Origin of the sequence: Plantactinospora alkalitolerans (assembly GCF_015690345.1) — a bacterium.
In the GTDB taxonomy this organism is placed as follows: Bacteria; Actinomycetota; Actinomycetes; order Mycobacteriales; family Micromonosporaceae; genus Plantactinospora; species Plantactinospora alkalitolerans.
Genome location: NZ_JADPUN010000117.1, coordinates 1 through 18,288 on the forward strand (window position 1 = coordinate 1; position 18,288 = coordinate 18,288).

Consider the following 18,288-nt stretch of genomic DNA (forward strand, 5'->3'; position numbering starts at 1 on the left):
CCACCCGCCAGCACCACCGCCGCGAACCCGGTCATCCGGTAACGGTAGCCGGGGCTTCCGCCTGCGGATCGCGGGCCGCGAGAGAGGATGACGGAATGGGACGAGCCAGTGCGCGCCGGACAGTGCTGCGGATAGATCTGGAATCCGGTGCGGCGGACGGACGCCCCGCCGTACGCCGGCCGGACAACCTGGCCGCCGAGGAGCCGCTGGAGATCCGGGTGGGGCCTGCCGGGACCGGTCGACGCGCTCCGCTCGCGGTCACCATGCGTACCCCTGGCGACGATCTCGACCTGGCGATCGGCTTCCTGCTCACCGAGGGCATCATCCGGTCCACCGACGACGTGCGTACCGCCCAGTTGTGCGCCGGCACCGACACGCCGAACACCTACAACGTGGTCGACGTCGTGCTCGCCGACGACGTACCCGCGCCGGCCACCGACCCGGCGCGCAACTTCTACACCACCAGTTCGTGCGGGGTGTGTGGCAAGGCCAGCATCGATGCCATCCGGACCCGCTCCCGGTACGACGTGTCGGACGACCCGGTCACCGTGCCGGCGCGTACCCTCGCCGACCTGCCGGACCGGCTGCGTGCCGCCCAGCGTGGCTTCGACCGGACGGGCGGGCTGCACGCCGCCGGCCTCTTCACCGCCGACGGGGAGTTGGTGACCCTCCGCGAGGATGTCGGCCGGCACAACGCGGTGGACAAGGTGATCGGCTGGGCGGTCCGGGAGCGGCGGCTGCCGCTGGCCGGGCATCTGCTGCTGGTCTCCGGCCGGGCCAGTTTCGAGCTGACCCAGAAGGCGTGGATGGCCGGAATTCCCCTGCTCGCCGCCGTCTCCGCGCCGAGCACGCTCGCCGCCGAACTCGCCACCGAGGCCGGGATGACCCTGGTCGGCTTCCTCCGGGGCGCCACCATGAACGTCTACGCCGGAGAGACCCGGATCAAGGTCTGATCCCCTGGCTGCCGCTTTACCCGTCGGGTAATCGCGGGATCGCCTCCTGGCTGACAGGCTCGACGGGTGAACGCGACCAGCACCGCAAGGCCCGCCCTGGACACCCGAGCCACCGTCGAGGAGTTTCTGCGCCGGATCGGCGAGGGGGATCCGGATCACACCGCCGCGCTCTACGCGGAGAAGGTCGACTGGCAGGTCAACTGGCCGCAGCCGAGCCACGAGGCGGTGCCGTGGATCCGTCCCCGGTCCACCCGGGCCGACGTCGCCGACCATCACCGGACCCTCGCCGCGAGCAGCGTTCCCGGGCAGGGTTCCGCGACGATCGACAGAATTCTGGTGGACGGTCCGGACGCGGTCGTGATCGGCGAGACCGCGCAGACCGTACGTGCCACCGGAAAGCGGTTCAGCACCCGGTTCGCGCTCCACCTGACCGTCGAGAACGGGTTGATCGTCCGGCACCACGTCTACGAGGACAGCCTCTCCGTCGCCCTTGCCTGCGAGGAGTAGCGGCGCTCTGCCGCCAGTCATTCGATCGATCCTGACGGATCGACCGGTCGATCCTGGTGCTTCCGGCGGCGGGATCGTGCCGGCCGACCAGGCTCGGGCCAGCCATCGAGGGCCGACGGACCGATACCGGCCTGCAACGCCTCGGTCAGGAGGAGCGCGAACGAGTAGTCGGGCTGGGCCGCCAGGGCGCGCTCCGCCGCCACGGTGGCCAGCGCCCCCTGGCCGGCGCGCCAGGCGGCGAAGGCGAGCAGGCTCGCCGGGGCGGGGACCAGGTCCGGCTCGACCCGACGCAGGACATCCACCCAGAGGGTCACCTGCCAGTCCTCGCCGCCGGTCCGCTGCCAGGCGTCATCCCGGACCGGCAGGTGCACCAGAAGCAGGCTGAGCCAGGCCACCTCGTCGTCGGTGAGCTGGCCGTCGCGGCGGTACCGGTCGAGCGCCACCCGTACCGCCGTGCGGCCGGCGCGGCGTAGTGCCCGGCGGGCGAACAGATCGGTCGCCGGAGCCTTGTCCAGCAACGCGCGCAGGCGTATCTCCGCCCTTCTGGTCGCCTCCCGCATCGCGTCCCGGGCGGAACCCTCGACCGGGGCGATCTGCCGGACCAGGGCGTCCCGGTCGGGCAGGGCCACCTGGCCGGCGAAGGTGGCCGCCGCGGCGAGCTGGCTCGTCGAGGCGTCGAACGGGGTACCCTCGGCCGGGCAGCACTCCAGCTCGGTGCAGACGTACGACCAGTAGCGGTCGCCGGTGACCCGGATCGCGTCGACGACGGACAGACCAACCCGACCCAGAGCGGCGGTCACCAGGTCGACGATCGGGGTGACCCGCTCCGGTGGGCCGTACCCGATGATGGTCGTGGTCTCGACCTCCTGCCGGGCGACGACTGCCGCGAGGTGGTCGGCGGCCTCGCCGGTCTCCGGTACGTCCTCCGCGCCGGGCAGGTCGCCCCGGGCGACGAAGACCACCCGGTTGCCGCGCATCGCGACCACCACCACGCTGTCGGCGGGATGGAACCCCAGCAGGTACGGGACGGCGGCGAGCAGGTCCGCCGTCGAGCGGACGGTCAGGATGGCCCGGTCGCTGGTGTTCCGGTCGGTCGAGTTCATGACGGGCAGCGTGGCCGGACGCACCGTTGATCGGAAGCGTCTCGTTACGGACTGTGGACGACACGCCCACTCATCCACAGCTACTCCCAGTAGTTTTCCTGCTCAGCCACGAAACGCGTCCCGTCGCGTTAGCCATGAGGTTGCTGTCCGTGCGGTTCGGCGGGATCCGCGCGCGTCGGTAGCCAACCGAGAAACCGGACGGCGAGGCCGAGCGGGTCCAGTCGTGGCTGGTCGCCGATCGCGGCCAGTAGCTTGCTCGCGAGATGCGTCCGCAGGCCGGGCAGATCGTCCCGGTAGGCGACGAGCAGGGACAGCCGGGCCGGCTGGCAGGGCCAGGGAGCACCGCACTCGCGGCAGAGAAACAGCGGGCGCGTCGCCGTGTGCGGACGGAACCGGGCGTGCGGCCGACGGAGGCTCCCCGTGCTCCGGAACGGAAAGCGGCTGTTCGGCATCCGGGTGTCAGTCGGCGGTGCCGGAGGAAGCAGGGGCACCGGGGGTGGCGGATACGGCATCGGAACGGGTTCCACCGAGTCCGGACAGCGCCACCGGAACCCGCAGCGGCAGTAACGCCAGAGTCGGTGCCAGTCCCGGCGATGGCGTGGCTTGATCCGGCGTCGCAATTTCATCGGTGCCTCCTCCGCCCTATCGGATCTTCTACTCTGGACTGGCGATGCTCCGCACCGGAAGATGGGCGGCGGACGGGTGGTTTCCGCGAGCAGCACGTATCCGGTGGTAGTTGATTGCCGGCCCCTCGTAGAGAGACGGAGAACGCGAATGGGTATGTCGGCGAGCGAGTTTCTGCTATGGGAGTTGCGCCGCCGGAGGGAGGCTGAGGGACTCAGCCAGGACGAGTGGGGGTCCCGCGTCTACTTCTCCGCGCAACACGTCAGCGCCGTGGAACGCGGTACGCGACCAGCAAAGACGGACTATCTGGGGGCTGTCGACAAGGAGTTCGGCACCTCGCTGACGGTCTTCTACGAGAGCTTCGTCAAGAACGAACTCGCACCCGCGTGGCTGCGCCCCTGGCTGGAGTACGAAGAGAAGGCCGTCGCGCTCCGGCTGTACGGTGCCCTGGTGATCCCCGGATTGTTTCAAACCGAGCGGTACGCGCGGATGGTCCTGTCGTGCGGACCACTCCAGCCCCAAGAAGTGGAGCGCCGAGTCGAACTCCGATTGAGTCGCCAGTCAATTCTTGACCGGAAGGATCCACCGCGCATCTCGGCCGTTGTCGACGAACTGGCTCTCCGACGTGGAGAGCCGGAGATCATGCCGGAACAACTGCACCATCTCGTGACGCTGGCCGAACGCCCCAACATCACCATCCGGGTCGTTCCGGCCGACGCTCCGGCCCATCTCGGCTGGGGCGGTCCGCTGGCGCTGGCCAGCTTCATCGACGCCGAGGACGTCGGCTACCTGGACAACCACCTGGAAGGGCAGACCGTCACCAACCCGAATCAAGTCGCCACCCTGGATGCGGTCTGGGATAGTGTCGGCGCGGTGGCACTGCCCGCCCGCCAGTCCCTGTGCCTCATCGAGGAAGTGGCAAAGTCATGGACCTGACCGGCGCCGCCTGGCGCAAGAGCACACGCTCCACTCCGAACGGCGGGGATTGCGTCGAGGTCGCGGACAACCTGCCCGACCGGGTACTGGTCCGGGACACCAAGGACCGCGACGGCGGCACCCTAACCTTCAGCCCCACCGCCTGGCACACCTTCGTCACCGAAATCGCGCAGCGGCCGTAATACCGCCCCAGCCCCGCCCCGGTTCCTCTGCCGGCACGCCTCGGTGACCCGGTAGAGTCGGCTCGATATCGCCTCTCTTCGATGTCTTGCTGGCCGACGGGTGGAGGTCTGATGGGAACGAGCGGACTGTCGCGGTTGGTCGGCGTCGGACTCTGCTTAGCGCTGCTCGCGCCGACTCCGGCCATCGCCGGCCCTCGGCCGGCGTCGACGGCCGATTCGCTGGAGGCGTACCGGCAACAGCGGCTGACCTGGGTGGCGTGCGCGGGTGTGGACAATCCACGGTTGAGCTGCGCCGCCGTGCGGGTGCCACTGGACTACCGGCACCCGGGCGCGCGTGCGATCACCGTGACGATCTCTCGGCTGCCGGCGACCGATCCGGCCCGGCGGCGCGGCATCCTGCTCACCACCGAGGGCGGACCGGGCGGTGCCGGCGTGCCGCTGCCGGACCAGCTCAGCCGCAGCCTCGACCCGGCCGTGCTGGCCAGCTACGACCTGATCGGATTCGACGTGCGTTTCGTGGAGCGCAGCACGCCGATCACCTGCGGGCAGCCGGCTGAAGAGCCGGGCGGGTACTGGGTCCGGATCGACGGCTACCAGACGTTCGACCGCACCGTCGCGGAGGCGCGCGCACAGGCCCAGGCGTGTCAGCGGTCCGCCGGCTGGGCGCTGCCGTACGCGACGACCGCCAACGCGGCCCGGGACATGGACCTCATTCGCGCGGTGTTGCGCGAACCGCGGATCTCGTACGTTGGCGGCTCGTACGCGGCGCTCCTCGGCGTTGTCTACAGCACACTGTTCCCGGGCCGGACGGACCGGCTGGTGCTGGACAGCCCGCCGAGCCTGGACACCGTCTGGCGCGGCTTTGAGCTTCAGCGCACCGGTGCGATGGAGGAGAACTTCACGGCGTTCGTGGACTGGCTCGCCGCGAACGACCAGACCTACCACCTCGGTGCCACGGCGGCGCAGGCGCGGGCCACGATCACCGCCGCGCTGGCCCGCGCCAACGCCGAGCCGATCGTCGCGGGCGACCACGCCTGGACCTTCGGGGAGCTCGGATACCTGTTCCTGCTGGCCACGCTCTTCGACCAGTTGTGGCCGGTGGTCGCCCTGGACGCGGCGGCCATCTTCGCCGGCTCGCCGCCGCCGATCCCGCTGGCGATCCGGCCGTCCGCGCTCCCCGGCACACCCGGCGTGCCCGCCGACAACCACACCGCCGTGAACCAGGCATTCCGCTGCGGGGATCACGGCTGGCCACGTGACCTCGGCGTCTACGAGCGAGACCTGGCCGCGCTGACCTCCCGCTTCCCGGTGTACGGCCCCGCGAACGCCAACGTCAACCCGTGTGCCTTCTGGCCGTTCGCCCGGGATGCCACACCCCCGTTGTCGGCCGACCGGGCGCCGGGCGCGCTGGTGCTCGCGGCGCTGCACGACGCGGCCGTGCCGTTGTCGAACTCGGTCGCCACCCGGGCGGCGATCCGGGGGTCACGACTGGTCACCGTCGACCGGCGAGTACACGCTCCGTTGTTCAGCGGCCAGACCACCGCCTGCATGTCCGCCGCGGTGACCGACTACCTCGTCACGGATCGGCTACCCGCGACCGACCTGGCCTGCTGACCGTGGCCTGAGGGATTGGACCGAGTGAGCCCTGCGCCTCCTGCCGATCGGCAGCGAGCGGCAGGAGGCTCGCGAACTTCCGGACGTGGCCAGCGAGCACACTCGCCGGTGGACGGGCGTCAGGGCTGGTACTCGCCACGGGTGCGGGGAAGCCATTGCGGATGGGTGTCCCGCAGGTAATGGATCAGGCCCTCGCGAATGTCACAGCGGAGATCCCAGGCGCTCGGCCCGTCCGCGGCGGAGGCCTGGACCTGGATGACCACGGTCTGCGGGGTGGCGTCGACCATCTGCAACACCCACTGGTGCCGGTCCCACAGCGGCGACGACTCGACGATCCGTCTGGTCGCCTGCCGGAGGTCGTCCAGGTCGGCGGTGTGATCCAGGTGAATGCGGATCTCGCCGACCACCCGGGTCTCGTGCCGCGTCCAGTTCTGGAAGGTGTGTTCGGTGAAGTAGGTGGTGGGCAGGACGAGCATCCGGTCGTCCCATAGCCGGATCACCACGTTGGTCAGTTTCACCTCCTCGACCCGGCCCCATTCGCCGTCTATCACCAGCACGTCGTCGACATGCAGACTGTCCGCGAAGGCGACCTGGATGCCGGCGAAGGCGTTGCCGAGCGCGGTCCGGGCGGACAGGCCGATCACCGCGCCGATCACGCCTGCCGAGGTCAGGAAGGTGAGCCCGAACGAGCGTACGGGCCGGAAGGTGACCAGGATCAGGCCGACCGCCACCACTACGACGACAGCCGACGTCAGTCGGCGTACCGGGCGGATCTGGGTACGGGCACGGCGGATTCTGCGGTCGGCTACCGTCTCGCCCGGCAGCCGGCTGAACGCGACGCCCTCGGCGACGTGCAGCGCCTTGACCACCAGCCATCCTGCGCAGGCGATCAGCAGCAACAGGATGCCATGGCGAACCAGGCGGACCCACTCGTTTCCGTCCGGTGGCAGCGCGACGTGCAGCGCCGCGAGCAGCAGCACCACCGTGGTCGGGCGGCGGCAGGCCTGGCGCAGTGGGGTCAGCAGCCACCGGTAGCGGCCACGGGCGAACCGGCGGACCAGCACGCCGGTCAACAGGTCCACCACCACGGCCGCGCCGACGGCGGTCAGCACGATCAACGCTGCGCGCAAGGGACCCCGTCCGCTGCGGTCCTGGTCCCCATCCTTCGCGGCTCCTCACTCCGTGGTACCGCATCAGCTTGACACCGAGCGGCGGCGACGGGGCCCATATCGCCAACGGTCGCGCCTCCGTGGACCGACCGTGCCGCCGGGCTTGCGTGAAGCCTGGTTGATCAGGATCCGCCCAGTCCGGTCACCAGGTTCACGGCCACGGCGAGGATGACCGTGCCGAACAGGTAGGACAGCAGCGCGTGGCCAAGGGCGGTCTTCCGGATCCGCGTACTGGCCGGTTCGCTCTCCGATACGGCAAAGGACATGCCGACGGTGAATGCCAGGTAGGCGAAGTCGCTGTAGGCCGGCAGCTCGCTCTGCTTGAAGTCGATCCCGCCGTCCTCGAGGTAGAACATGCGTGCGTACTTGAGGGCGAACACGGTGTTCATCAATCCCCAGGACAGGATCGCCGTGAGCACACTCACGATGGCCAGGGTGACCGCGAGCGCGTCCTGGTTGCTCGACGAGCGGACGAGGGCCCAGGCCACGGCGCCGAGGCTGGCCACCGCGGCGATCAGCACCGCGCCGTCGGTGGAGCGTGACCGGCTCTCCTCCTCGGCGAGTCGTTCGGTGCCCTCTGGACCCTGACGCCAACTGATCCGCCAGACCCAGACCAGCACGACGGTGGTGGCCACGTTCCAGCCGACCAGCGGAAACAGTTCGGGGAACCCGAGCACCCCGACGGCCGCGGCGACGACGGCGCCGACGGCCAGCGAGATCGACAGGCGCCGGACGGAGAGGATCCGGTCCGGCGTTCGCATTGTGACCTGACCCATGGGCTCAGGATTCCAGGCGTTCGAAGGAAGGCCGGCCAGCCATGCCGTACCAGTTCCCGGACTGGCGCTCAGGTGTGGAACTGCTGTCCGTGCAGTTCGATGGAACCCTCGCGGGTGCCGGGCGAGGACCGCAGTTCGACGGTCAGCTCGACGGCGGAGAGTACGTCGTAGCCGGCGCCGCGCAGGCAGCGCAGCGCGTTGACGTTGCGCGACTGCGGCATCACGGTGAGCCGGGCGAGATCACGTCGGCGGGCCTGGTTGGCGACCTCGTCGAGCAGGGCCCGGCCGATTCCCTGGCCCCGGAGGCGGGCGGTGACGACCACCGGTTCGACCCGGCCGACCCGGCCATCCATGATCAGACCGATCAGCCCGACCACTCCGGCGTCGGGCTGCTCGGCGACCCAGACTCCGGATAGGTCGAGTCGGGTCAGGTACTCCTCGAATCCGGCGCCGGGATCGGCACCGCCGAAGGTCGGGTCGTCGTACAGCTCGCGGTGCTGCTCGGCCAGCTCGACCCAGAGCTGCCGTCCGGCCCGATGGTCGGACGGCCGGTACGGACGGATCGCCGTAGCGGTCATAGGCTCATATCTACTCCGGATCGCCGCCGCGCGACACCCGGTTGCCCAAGAACAGCTACCTTGCGCAGATGGACCTGGCGTATCTCCGGGCGCATCCGGCGCAGCTTCCCCTGTTCCTCACCCATCAGCGGATCCGGGAGACGCCGGTCTCGGGTGGGAACATCTGCACCGCCAGCCGGCTCACCCTCGACGACGGCAACTCGGTGTTCGCCAAGACCTGGCCGGAGAACGACCCCGGCGGCATACCCGACAATTTCTTCGACACCGAGGCCGCCGGGCTGCGCTGGTTGCGGGAGGCGGACGCCGTTCCGGTGCCGGAGGTGATCGTGGCGCTGCCCGAACTGCTGGCACTGGAGTGGGTGGAGCCGGGTGCCGCGACCCCGGAGGCGGCGCGGCGGTTCGGTGCCGGCCTGGCGGCGCTGCACCGGGCCGGCGCCCCGGCCTTCGGCGCGGAGTGGCCGGGCTTCATCGGGGCGCTGTCGCAGGACAACACCCCGTCCGACGGTCCCTGGCCGGGCTGGTTCGCGCGGCGTCGGCTCGTGCCCTACCTGCGGCGGTCGGTCGACGGCGGTGCGCTCTCCGGGGCCGAGGTCACCCTGGTGGAGCAGGTCATCGACCGGATCGACGAGTACGGCGGCGCCGAGCCGCCGGCCCGGATCCACGGCGACCTGTGGCCGGGCAACGTGCTGTGGGGTGTCGACGGACGGGGCTGGCTGGTGGACCCGGCGGCGCACGGCGGGCACCGGGAGACCGACCTCGCCCAGCTCGCCCTCTTCGGCGGTGCGCCCCACCTGGAGGAGATCCTGGCGGCGTACCAGGAGGTGTGGCCGCTCGCCGACGGATGGCGGGAGCGGATTCCGGTGCACCAGTTGCACCTGCTGCTGGTGCACACCGCGTCGTTCGGCGCCGCGTACCGGGATGCGGTAGGTACGGCGGCCCGCGCCGCACTGTCGGTGTGACGCGCTACCGTCGAGCGATGACCATTCCGGCTGTCCGGCCGGACGTCGGGGGGCTGATCGACCGGTACGGTCGGGTGGCGACCGACCTCCGCGTCTCGCTCACCGACCGCTGCAACCTGCGGTGCACGTACTGCATGCCGGCGGAAGGGCTGCCCTGGCTGCCGGGTTCCGAGGTGCTCACCGACGCCGAGATCATCCGTCTGGTCGGCGTGGCGGTACGCCTGCTCGGAGTGCACGAGGTCCGGTTCACCGGCGGCGAGCCGCTGATCCGTCCCGGCCTGGTCGGGATCGTCGCCGCCGTCGCCGAACTCTCACCACGGCCGGTGCTGTCGCTGACCACCAACGGTATCGGGCTCGACCGGCTCGCCGCGCCGCTGCGCGCCGCCGGTCTCGACCGGGTCAACGTCTCGCTGGACACCCTCGACCCGACCCGGTTCACCGAGCTGACCCGGCGTCCCCGGCTGCCCGCCGTACTGGCCGGGTTGGCGGGGGCGGTGGCGGCCGGCCTGACCCCGGTGAAAATCAACTCGGTGCTGATGCGCGGAGTCAACGACGACGAGGCACCGGCGCTGCTGCGCTTCGCACTCGACCACGGTTACGAGCTGCGCTTCATCGAGCAGATGCCACTGGACGCCCAGCACGGCTGGGACCGGTCGACGATGATCACCGCCGAGGAGATCCTCGCCGCCCTCCAGGCCGAGTTCGCCCTGCTTCCCGACCCGGTCGAGCGGGGCGGGGCACCGGCCGAAACCTGGCTGGTCGACGGTTGGACCGACTCCGCCGGCCAGCCGGCCCGGGTCGGGGTGATCGGCAGCGTGACCCGACCGTTCTGCGGCGACTGCGACCGGACCCGGCTCACCGCCGACGGTCAGGTCCGGGCCTGCCTGTTCGCGACCGAGGAGTCGGATCTGCGTACCGCACTGCGGGCCGGTGCCGACGACGAGGAACTGGCCCGCCGGTGGCGGACAGCGATGTGGGGCAAGCGGGCCGGGCACGGAATCGACGATCCCTCCTTCCTCCAGCCGGTACGCCCGATGTCGGCGATCGGCGGCTGACCATGGACCCGACATCCACCGGTACGCCCCTGGTCGTACGCTATTTCGCGGCCGCCCGCGCCGCCGCCGGAGTTCCCGAGGAGACGGTGCCCGGCGGACACAGCCTCGACCACCTCGCCGACGAGTTGGCGGTCCGGCACGGTGCCCGGCTCGGCACCGTACTGGAGATGGCGAGTTTCCTGGTCGACGGCGTCGCCTGGCATGATCGTCAGGCGCCGCTGCCGCCGGGAGCGACGGTCGACGTGCTGCCGCCGTTCGCCGGCGGCTGAGAAAGGGGCGCCCGGATGTTCGCCGTGCTGGGCTTCGCCGGAACATTGGCGCTGGTCACCGGCCTGATCCATCTCTACCTCTGGAAGCGGCTGGTCCGGGACACCATCCGGCCGGGCCGCTGGCGCCGGGCCGGCGGCGGAACGATGCTGGTGCTGGCCCTGCTCACCCCGGCCACCCTGATCGGCACCCGAGAGGGCTTCTACTGGCTGGCCTGGCCGGGCTACCTCTGGCTCGCCGTCATGTTCTACCTGCTCGTCCTGATGGTGGTGCTGGAGCTGCCGATGCTGGCGGTCCGGCTGGTACTCGGCCGGCGTACCCGGGCCGCCGTACCCGCCGTACCGGCGATGGCCAGCGGCGTGACCGCCGTGGCCGGCGACGCGACCACGGAGGCGACCCGCAACGCGACCGCAGAGGCGACCCGCAACGCGACCGCAGAGGCGGCGGCCCCTCCGGTGCCGGCTACGCCGCCCACGGCGGAGGGCGGGCCCGTCGCACCGGATCACGACCCCGGTCGACGGCTCCTGCTCGCCCGGGGCGCGGCCATCTTCGCCGGACTCACCGCCACCGGGCTCGTCGGGTACGGCGTCCGGACCGCGCTCGGACCGCCGCAGATCGACCGGGTCCAGATCCCGCTGGCCAAACTCCCCCGGAGCATGGACGGGCTGCGGATCGCCACCGTCTCGGACATCCACATCGGACCGCTGGCCGGCCGGGCGCACACCGAGCGGATCGTGGCGACCATCAACCGGCTCGACGCCGACGTGGTGGCGGTGGTCGGTGACCTCGTCGACGGCACGGTCGGCGAACTCGGCGACGCCGCCGCGCCCCTGCGCGACCTACGCGCCCGGTACGGCAGCTTCTTCGTCACCGGCAACCACGAGTACTACTCCGGGGTCGAGGAGTGGGTGGTCGAGGTCGACCGGCTGGGGCTCCGGGTGCTCCAGAACCAGCGCCAGGAGATCCTGGCCCGGGGTGGCGTCCTCGACCTGGCCGGCGTGAACGACCTGGCCGGCGACACCCTGGACGTCGCCGCCGGTCCCGACTTCGACGCCGCGCTCGGCGGCCGGGATCCGGGCCGACCGGTGGTGCTCCTCGCCCACCAGCCCATCAACGTGTACGAGGCGGCGAAGCACGGCGTCGACCTGCAACTCTCCGGCCACACCCACGGCGGGCAGATCGTGCCGTTCAGTTACCTGGTCGGGTTGCAACAGCCGGTCGTCTCCGGGCACGCCACCATCGACGGCACCCAGCTCTACGTCACCAACGGCGCCGGCTTCTGGGGCCCACCCGTGCGGGTCGGCGCCCCGCCGCAGGTCACCCTCGTCGAACTGCGCTCGGCGTAGCAACGACATCAGTTGGCGGCAAAGTACTTCTGGCACTCGACGGCGTCCTCCTTTGCTCGCCCCACCTGGGCGGAATAGCCCAGCAGGGCCGCTGGATCTACCTTGAACGTCATCTCTCCCCCGGTGACCGTCGAATCTCTGCGTAGCTATGTGAGTAGGGCGTTGCCGCCGATCATCAGAACACCGCTTACGGCGACGAGGCCCAACCCAATCCCAATCCGCCGTTCTGCGGCTTCTGGGACGGATCCGGCCATCCCGCGAACCGCGTGGTAGACCGCCACGAGATTGATAGGGACGCCGACCGCGAGTAGGGCGATGACGGCACTCGGTGCGCTGTCCTGACTGAGTAGCAGGCTCAGCAACAGTGGCGGTGCGATCGCGAAAATGATCACGGCAAGCCCGCCGTAGTATCGCAGAGGCCGAGTAGGATCCGTCGCCATCTATGCCCCCTAGCCGCCTCGAAGTCTATAACCGGGACGTAGGCGCTGCGGCCCCGTCAGCCTCGGCACCGTGGTCATCAGGGCACGGCAGTGCCTACGGCACGGTCCGCTGCTCGCTGCTCGCGCCGACGGGCGGCCCGCGCCCGTCTGTCCGGTTGACGCAGCCGGTTCGACGGAACCACTGGCCCCGATTGACCACAACGCTGGCCAACCCGGGGGCGGGTGCGGAATCACACTCTCGCGTGGCGACGGGCGCTCACGTACCGGCCCGTGACAGGATGCGGCGTGTTTCCGTTGCGCGCCGCATCCGCTGACGGCTCCCTTCCCGGCGCCGTGCCCTTCGTCGCGGACCTGCACATCCACTCGAAATACTCGCGAGCCTGCAGCCGTGACCTCACGATGCCGAACCTCGCCTGGTGGGCCCGGCGCAAGGGAATCAGCCTGCTCGGTACCGGCGACTTCACCCATCCCGCCTGGTACGAGCACCTGCGGGAGACGCTGCGGCCGGCCGAGCCGGGCCTGTACCGGCTCGACCCGGAGGTGGAGCGGGACATCGCCCGCCGGCTGCCGCCGCGGCTGGCCAGCGTCGCCGAGGCCAACCCTGTGCGGTACGCGCTCAGCGTGGAGATCTCCACCATCTACAAGCGAGACGACCGTACCCGGAAGGTGCACCACCTGATCTACCTGCCCGACCTGGACGCGGTGGCCCGGTTCAACACCGTGCTCGGCCGGATCGGCAACATCGGCTCCGACGGTCGGCCGATCCTCGGACTCGACTCCCGGGACCTGCTGGAAATCGTCCTGGAGGCGAGCCCCGACGGCTACCTGGTGCCGGCGCACATCTGGACCCCGTGGTTCTCCGCGCTCGGCTCGAAGTCCGGCTTCGACGCCATCGCGGACTGCTACGCCGACCTCGCCGAGCACATCTTCGCGGTCGAGACCGGGCTCTCCTCCGACCCCGCGATGAACTGGCGGGTTTCCAGCCTGGACCGCTACCGGCTGGTCTCCAACTCCGACGCCCACTCGCCGCCGGCGCTGGCCCGGGAGGCCACCGTCTTCGCCACCGAGCTGGACTACTTCGCGGTACGGGAGGCGCTGCGTACCGGGGACGGGCTGCGGGGCACGATCGAGTTCTTCCCGGAGGAGGGCAAGTACCACGCCGACGGGCACCGGCTGTGCGGCGTCAACTGGGCGCCGGAACGTACCCGGGCGGCGGGCGGACGCTGCCCGGAGTGCGGCAAGCCGCTCACGGTGGGGGTACTGAGCCGGGTCGAGGACCTGGCCGACCGGCCCGACGGGTACGTCCCGACCGGCGCTCCCGGGGTGACCCACCTGATCCAGCTCGCCGAGATCCTCGGCGAGATCAACAGTGTCGGGCCGAAGTCGAAGACGGTCGAGGGGCAGCTCAACACCCTGGTCGCCGGGCTCGGCTCAGAGCTGGACATCCTCACCGTCACCCCCGTCGACGAGGTCCGGCGGGTCGGGGGCGAACTGATCGCCGAGGCGGTCGACCGGCTGCGTCGGGGACAGGTCCGCCGGGTACCCGGCTACGACGGCGAGTACGGCGTGATCACCCTCTTCGAGCCCGGTGAGCTGTCCGGCTCCGGGGCCGGGACCGGAGGCGGGAACCAGGCCGAGACGCTCTTCGCGGACGCGCTGTTCGACGTACCGGTGCCCCGGCCGCGACCGTCGGCGGAGCCGAAGACGCCCGCGAAGGCGCGTACGGCATCGGCACCTGCCACGCCGACGGAGCCGCGCCGACGGTCCCGGGCCGGTGCGCCGCAGGCCGAGCCCGCGCCGCCGCTCGCCCCGCCGCCGTCGCCACACGAGCCGTTCGAGCCGATGCTCGCCGGTATGGAGGAGGTCGGCACCGGGCTGCTCGACCGGCTCGACGCGATGCAGCGGGTCGCCGCCTCCGCGCCGGGTGGGCCGCTGCTGATCGTCGCCGGACCCGGTACGGGCAAGACCCGCACCCTCACCCACCGGATCGCGTACCTCTGCGCCGAACTGAACGTCTATCCGGAGCACTGCCTCGCGATCACCTTCACCCGGCGGGCCGCCGAGGAGCTGCGTACCCGGTTGGACGGACTGCTCGGACCGGTCGCCGAGGACGTCACGGTCGGCACCTTCCACTCGCTCGGCCTCACCATCCTGCGGGAGAACGCCCGGGCCGCCGGCCTGCCGGACGGATTCCGGATCGCCGACGATCTCGAACGGGCGACCGCCCGGGCGGAGGCCGGGGACGACGACGCGACGTACGTCAAGTTGCTCCGCGCCGCCGACCTGGTCGACCTGGACGAGCTGGTGACCCTGCCGGTGGCGCTGCTGGGCAACGATCCGGCCCTGGTCGAGCGGTACCGGGACCGCTGGCGGTGGATCTTCGTCGACGAGTACCAGGACGTGGACGCCACCCAGTACGAACTGCTCCGGCTGCTCAGCCCGGCGGACGGCAACCTCTGTGCGATCGGCGACCCGGACCAGGCGATCTACTCGTTCCGGGGCGCCGACGTGGCGTACTTCCTGCGGTTCTCGGAGGACTTCGTCGACGCCCGGCTGGTCCGGCTGACCCGCAACTACCGGTCGTCCGCACCGATCCTGGCCGCCGCCGTGCAGGCCATCGCGCCGACCACGCTGGTCCGTGGCCGGCGGCTCGACCCGGCCCGGCTGGACCCGGAGGCACCGCTGGTCGGTCGCTACCCCGCCGCCTCGGTCGCGGACGAGGCCGACTTCGTGGTACGCACCGTCGACGAACTCGTCGGCGGGCTGTCGCACCGGTCCCTGGACTCGGGACGGATCGACGGCCGGTCGACGGAGGTGTCGTTCTCCGACATCGCCGTGCTCTACCGGACCGACGCCCAGGCGGCGCCGATCCTGGACGCGCTCGCCCGGGCGAACATTCCGGTGCAGAAGCGCTCGCACAACCGACTGCGGGACCGGCCCGGCGTATCGGTGATCACCCGGGAACTCCGGCACGCCGACGGGCTCGGCGGCTCGGTCGCCGCCCGGGTACGACTGGCCGGGCAGGTGCTCGCCGAGCGGCACGCCGCACCCACGCTGGACGCGACCGGCGGCGTCGGCCCGGAGGACATCTGGGCGGCGGCGGAGGTACTCACCCCGCTGGCCCGGCGCTGCGGCGACGACCTGACGCTGTTCCTCTCCCAGGTGTCGACCGGGGCCGAGGTCGACGCGCTCGACCCCCGGGCGGAGGCGGTCACCCTGCTCACCCTGCACGCCGCCAAGGGCCTGGAGTTCCCGGTGGTCTTCCTGCCGGGTTGCGAGGACGGACTGCTGCCGCTGCGGTTCCCGGGTACGACTCCGAGCGACGACGACGTGGCGGAGGAGCGCCGGCTGTTCTTCGTGGGCCTGACCCGGGCACAGGACCGGCTCTATCTCAGCCACGTGGGCCGACGGCTGCGGCACGGTCAGGAGCGGGACTGCGTACCGTCGCCGTTCCTGACCTCGATCGACGCCGGGCTGTTCGAGCGGCTCGGCGACACCGCGCCGCGCCGTCCGAAGGACCGTCAGCTACGGCTGCTCTGACCGGCCAGTTCGCGGTCGCCCGGTCAACGCCGGCCGGCTAGCGGTCGCCCGGTCGACGCCGGCCAGTTCGCGGTCGCTCGGTCGACACGACCAGCGCCACACCGACCACGATCACCGCTCCGCCGAGCAGCACCTGCCCGGTGACCGGCTCGGCGAGCAGCAACGCGCCGAGCGTGACCGCGACCACGGGATTCACGTAGGCGTACGTCGAGACCAGCGAGATCGGTGCGTGGTGCAGCAGCCAGACGTACGCGGTGAAGGCGACAAGTGAGCCGGCCACCGCGAGGTAGCCGAGTGCCAGCCACGACCGGGTGGAGACGGCGGCCAGGTCGAGGCCGCGCGACTCGCCCCGGGCGACGCCGAGTACGAGCAGAGCGGCGGATCCGGCCAGCATCTCGTACACGGTGGCCACGAACGGATCTTCCGGCATGTCGAGCCGGCCGGACAGGAACGACCCGACGGACCAGGACACGGAGGCGCCGACCACGATCAGCGCCCCGACGATCGGCGCCGCACCGGCCCCACCGGTCGGCAGCACCAGCAGGACCAGCCCGCCGAAGCCCACGCTGACGCCGAGCACGGTCGGCAGGCGTGGCCGGTCGCCGGTACCCGTCCGGAGCAGCACCACCAGGAGCGGCACGATGGCGACCAGGAGTGCGGCCACCCCGGAGGAGACCGCGATCGAGGGCGGGCCCGATTCGGCCAGCACCACCAGGCCGTTGCCGCCGGCGAGCAGGAGTACACCGACCAGTGCCGCCGAACCCAACTGGCGCCGGTTCACCCGCAGCCCGCCCGCGCCGCGCCGGATCCGGAGCACCAGCACGAGAACCCCGGCGGCGACCACGAACCGGGCGGCCGCCGAGAGCAGCGGCGGAAGGGTCTCCACCGTGATCCGGATTCCGAGGTAGGTGGAGCCCCAGACCACGTAGACAATGGCCAGGGCCATCCAGATCAGCGCTGACCGGTTCGGCATCCCGGTCGCGGCACCCGCCGGCACCGGCACCAGGGCCGCCGGTTGGCCGGCCGGGGCTGCGCCAGCAGGCGAGATTGGCGCGGTTCCGGGAGGCGGGCTCATTGGGGGGTCACGCTACGGTGACCAGAGCAATCCCGTCGAAGGCGAGTGGCGAGCCTCTCACCGCTCCGTACCAGGAGGACAGTCGATGGTCAATTACGGACCGCCCGGCGGGCCGTATCCCGGCCCTCCGTCGGAGCCGTGGCCTGACCCGACCCGACAGGCCGATGACGAGTACGGCCAGCCAGCCGACCCCTGGGGCGATCACGACCAGCCGGGCGGCCACGGTCACTGGGGTGGAGGGCAGTCGTCGGCGCCGCCGGCCGGACCCGGCTCCCCGGTCAGCTACCCCGGATATCAGCCGACGCCGCAGCAGCCCGGTGGGTCCGTACCCTTCGCCGCCCCGCCAGCGGCCTGGACGCCGCCGCCGTCCGGTTCGGACCCGATCTGGGCACCACCGGCCGGGGATCCGAACTGGTCCACCTCCGCCCCCGAGCCGCCCCCGAAGGGACGGAGAGGCCGGGCGTTCGTCGGGATAGTCGTCGCGCTGGCCCTGATGGTGGTCGGAGGTGCGGCCATCGGCGTCTACCTGTTCGAAGGGGATCAGTCGACTCCGGAAACCCAGCCGACCAGCGGGCCGAGCACCGGGCCGGCCGACCAGCCCACGGCGTCGGCCCAGCCGGCGCCGACCAGCACGGCAGCCGAGCCGTCCACCGACGCGCGGTTCGTCAAGGCCGGGCAGTGTGTGGCGAACGAGGGCACGGAGGACGCGCCCAGCCTGGCCATCACCATCTGTGCGCCGCAGACCTTCGAGGTGCTCGCCCGGTACAACGGCGCCACGACCGGCGCCACCGACGCCAAGGCGAAATGCGCGAAGGTGCAGAACTACACGAACTTCTACTTCTTCAACAGCGAGCTCGACGAACTGGACTTCGTGCTCTGCCTCAGGAAACGATAGCTTTCGAGGCGGTTCCGTCCGGTATCCCGAGTATCCCTAACATCCCGAGAACGTAAGCGGAGGCTCCACGACCCGCCGCAGCGTACGACTCCGCGCCCACCCCACGGGTGTACCAGCCATCCCAGCTGCCGTACGACCACCCGGAACGCGCGGCCCGACCCTGGAGAACGATGTCGATCTACGGATCACCTGCCCCACGTCAGCCCGACGACCCCAACGAGCCTCCCGTTGGGGTCGTCGGGCTGACGTGGGGCAGGTGATCCGTAGAT

16 protein-coding genes and 2 pseudogenes are annotated in these 18,288 nt (G+C 71.1%); 12 read left to right on the forward strand and 6 right to left on the reverse strand.

The features are described from left to right. Positions 1–95 precede the first annotated feature (95 nt). Positions 96–953, forward strand: a complete 858-nt coding sequence (fdhD, locus tag I0C86_RS10600) for a formate dehydrogenase accessory sulfurtransferase FdhD (protein WP_196201054.1) — start codon at positions 96–98, stop codon at positions 951–953. Between the two features lie 66 nt (positions 954–1,019). Next, complete coding sequence (locus I0C86_RS10605) at positions 1,020–1,460, forward strand: nuclear transport factor 2 family protein (protein WP_323373576.1); 441 nt, start codon at positions 1,020–1,022, stop codon at positions 1,458–1,460. 17 nt (positions 1,461–1,477) lie between these two features. Here the strand turns inward: I0C86_RS10605 and I0C86_RS10610 are convergent, their stop codons facing one another. Both I0C86_RS10610 and I0C86_RS43195 read right to left on the reverse strand, forming a co-directional pair. Continuing rightward, positions 1,478–2,563: a DUF4192 domain-containing protein gene (locus I0C86_RS10610; protein WP_196201055.1), complete on the reverse strand. Its 1,086-nt coding sequence runs from the start codon at positions 2,561–2,563 to the stop codon at positions 1,478–1,480. A 128-nt stretch (positions 2,564–2,691) separates the two neighbouring features. Beyond that, positions 2,692–3,189, reverse strand: a complete 498-nt coding sequence (locus I0C86_RS43195; protein ID WP_230393935.1) for a hypothetical protein — start codon at positions 3,187–3,189, stop codon at positions 2,692–2,694. 148 nt (positions 3,190–3,337) lie between these two features. Here I0C86_RS43195 and I0C86_RS10620 point away from each other — a divergent pair, with 148 nt between their 5' ends. From I0C86_RS10620 to I0C86_RS10630, 3 genes are all read left to right on the forward strand, one after another. Next, positions 3,338–4,123, forward strand: a complete 786-nt coding sequence (locus I0C86_RS10620; RefSeq protein WP_196201056.1) for a helix-turn-helix domain-containing protein — start codon at positions 3,338–3,340, stop codon at positions 4,121–4,123. Then, positions 4,120–4,305: a DUF397 domain-containing protein gene (locus tag I0C86_RS10625; RefSeq protein WP_196201065.1), complete on the forward strand. Its 186-nt coding sequence runs from the start codon at positions 4,120–4,122 to the stop codon at positions 4,303–4,305. Before I0C86_RS10620 ends, I0C86_RS10625 begins: the two co-directional genes overlap by 4 nt. Before the next feature lie 111 nt (positions 4,306–4,416). After that, positions 4,417–5,919, forward strand: a complete 1,503-nt coding sequence (locus tag I0C86_RS10630; protein WP_196201057.1) for an alpha/beta fold hydrolase — start codon at positions 4,417–4,419, stop codon at positions 5,917–5,919. A gap of 119 nt (positions 5,920–6,038) precedes the next feature. Here the strand turns inward: I0C86_RS10630 and I0C86_RS10635 are convergent, their stop codons facing one another. The 3 genes from I0C86_RS10635 to I0C86_RS10645 form a co-directional block, all read right to left on the reverse strand. After that, positions 6,039–7,049, reverse strand: a complete 1,011-nt coding sequence (locus I0C86_RS10635) for a mechanosensitive ion channel family protein (RefSeq protein WP_230393936.1) — start codon at positions 7,047–7,049, stop codon at positions 6,039–6,041. A gap of 161 nt (positions 7,050–7,210) precedes the next feature. Then, the gene (locus I0C86_RS10640) at positions 7,211–7,864 is read right to left on the reverse strand and encodes a DUF1345 domain-containing protein (RefSeq protein WP_196201058.1); all 654 of its coding nucleotides are present in this window, start codon (positions 7,862–7,864) and stop codon (positions 7,211–7,213) included. Positions 7,865–7,932: 68 nt separating this feature from the next. Continuing rightward, entirely contained in the window at positions 7,933–8,442 is a 510-nt protein-coding gene (locus I0C86_RS10645) for a GNAT family N-acetyltransferase (RefSeq protein ID WP_196201059.1), read from the reverse strand. 68 nt (positions 8,443–8,510) lie between these two features. Here I0C86_RS10645 and I0C86_RS10650 point away from each other — a divergent pair, with 68 nt between their 5' ends. The 6 genes and pseudogenes from I0C86_RS10650 (at position 8,511) to I0C86_RS10670 (ending at position 16,049) form a co-directional block, all read left to right on the forward strand. Continuing rightward, entirely contained in the window at positions 8,511–9,401 is an 891-nt protein-coding gene (locus I0C86_RS10650) for a fructosamine kinase family protein (RefSeq protein ID WP_196201060.1), read from the forward strand. 23 nt (positions 9,402–9,424) lie between these two features. Further along, entirely contained in the window at positions 9,425–10,456 is a 1,032-nt protein-coding gene (moaA, locus tag I0C86_RS10655; protein ID WP_196201067.1) for a GTP 3',8-cyclase MoaA, read from the forward strand. Between the two features lie 2 nt (positions 10,457–10,458). Further along, on the forward strand, positions 10,459–10,725 hold the full coding sequence (locus tag I0C86_RS10660) for a MoaD/ThiS family protein (RefSeq protein ID WP_196201061.1): 267 nt from the start codon (positions 10,459–10,461) through the stop codon (positions 10,723–10,725). A gap of 15 nt (positions 10,726–10,740) precedes the next feature. Next, positions 10,741–11,062 (forward strand): annotated as a pseudogene (locus I0C86_RS45420) (metallophosphoesterase); the annotation flags it as partial. A 119-nt stretch (positions 11,063–11,181) separates the two neighbouring features. Then, a pseudogene (locus I0C86_RS10665) lies at positions 11,182–12,069 on the forward strand (metallophosphoesterase); the annotation flags it as partial. A gap of 725 nt (positions 12,070–12,794) precedes the next feature. Then, complete coding sequence (locus I0C86_RS10670) at positions 12,795–16,049, forward strand: UvrD-helicase domain-containing protein (RefSeq protein WP_407676295.1); 3,255 nt, start codon at positions 12,795–12,797, stop codon at positions 16,047–16,049. A gap of 37 nt (positions 16,050–16,086) precedes the next feature. Here the strand turns inward: I0C86_RS10670 and I0C86_RS10675 are convergent, their stop codons facing one another. Further along, positions 16,087–17,022, reverse strand: coding sequence for an EamA family transporter (locus tag I0C86_RS10675; RefSeq protein ID WP_230393938.1), 936 nt, complete (start codon positions 17,020–17,022; stop codon positions 16,087–16,089). A gap of 187 nt (positions 17,023–17,209) precedes the next feature. Here I0C86_RS10675 and I0C86_RS43200 point away from each other — a divergent pair, with 187 nt between their 5' ends. After that, the gene (locus I0C86_RS43200) at positions 17,210–18,019 is read left to right on the forward strand and encodes an LppU/SCO3897 family protein (RefSeq protein WP_230393939.1); all 810 of its coding nucleotides are present in this window, start codon (positions 17,210–17,212) and stop codon (positions 18,017–18,019) included. Positions 18,020–18,288: the final 269 nt, after the last annotated feature.

What these genes read in the sequence shown, in the direction of transcription:
- fdhD (WP_196201054.1), top strand. Translation starts at nt 96, where the DNA reads ATGGGACGAGCCAGTGCGCGCCGGACAGTGCTGCGGATAGATCTGGAA.
- I0C86_RS10610 (WP_196201055.1), bottom strand. Translation starts at nt 2,563, where the DNA reads ATGAACTCGACCGACCGGAACACCAGCGACCGGGCCATCCTGACCGTC.
- I0C86_RS43195 (WP_230393935.1), bottom strand. Translation starts at nt 3,189, where the DNA reads ATGAAATTGCGACGCCGGATCAAGCCACGCCATCGCCGGGACTGGCAC.
- I0C86_RS10620 (WP_196201056.1), top strand. Translation starts at nt 3,338, where the DNA reads ATGGGTATGTCGGCGAGCGAGTTTCTGCTATGGGAGTTGCGCCGCCGG.
- I0C86_RS10630 (WP_196201057.1), top strand. Translation starts at nt 4,417, where the DNA reads ATGGGAACGAGCGGACTGTCGCGGTTGGTCGGCGTCGGACTCTGCTTA.
- I0C86_RS10640 (WP_196201058.1), bottom strand. Translation starts at nt 7,864, where the DNA reads ATGGGTCAGGTCACAATGCGAACGCCGGACCGGATCCTCTCCGTCCGG.
- I0C86_RS10645 (WP_196201059.1), bottom strand. Translation starts at nt 8,442, where the DNA reads ATGACCGCTACGGCGATCCGTCCGTACCGGCCGTCCGACCATCGGGCC.
- I0C86_RS10650 (WP_196201060.1), top strand. Translation starts at nt 8,511, where the DNA reads ATGGACCTGGCGTATCTCCGGGCGCATCCGGCGCAGCTTCCCCTGTTC.
- I0C86_RS10660 (WP_196201061.1), top strand. Translation starts at nt 10,459, where the DNA reads ATGGACCCGACATCCACCGGTACGCCCCTGGTCGTACGCTATTTCGCG.
- I0C86_RS10675 (WP_230393938.1), bottom strand. Translation starts at nt 17,022, where the DNA reads ATGCCGAACCGGTCAGCGCTGATCTGGATGGCCCTGGCCATTGTCTAC.
- I0C86_RS43200 (WP_230393939.1), top strand. Translation starts at nt 17,210, where the DNA reads ATGGTCAATTACGGACCGCCCGGCGGGCCGTATCCCGGCCCTCCGTCG.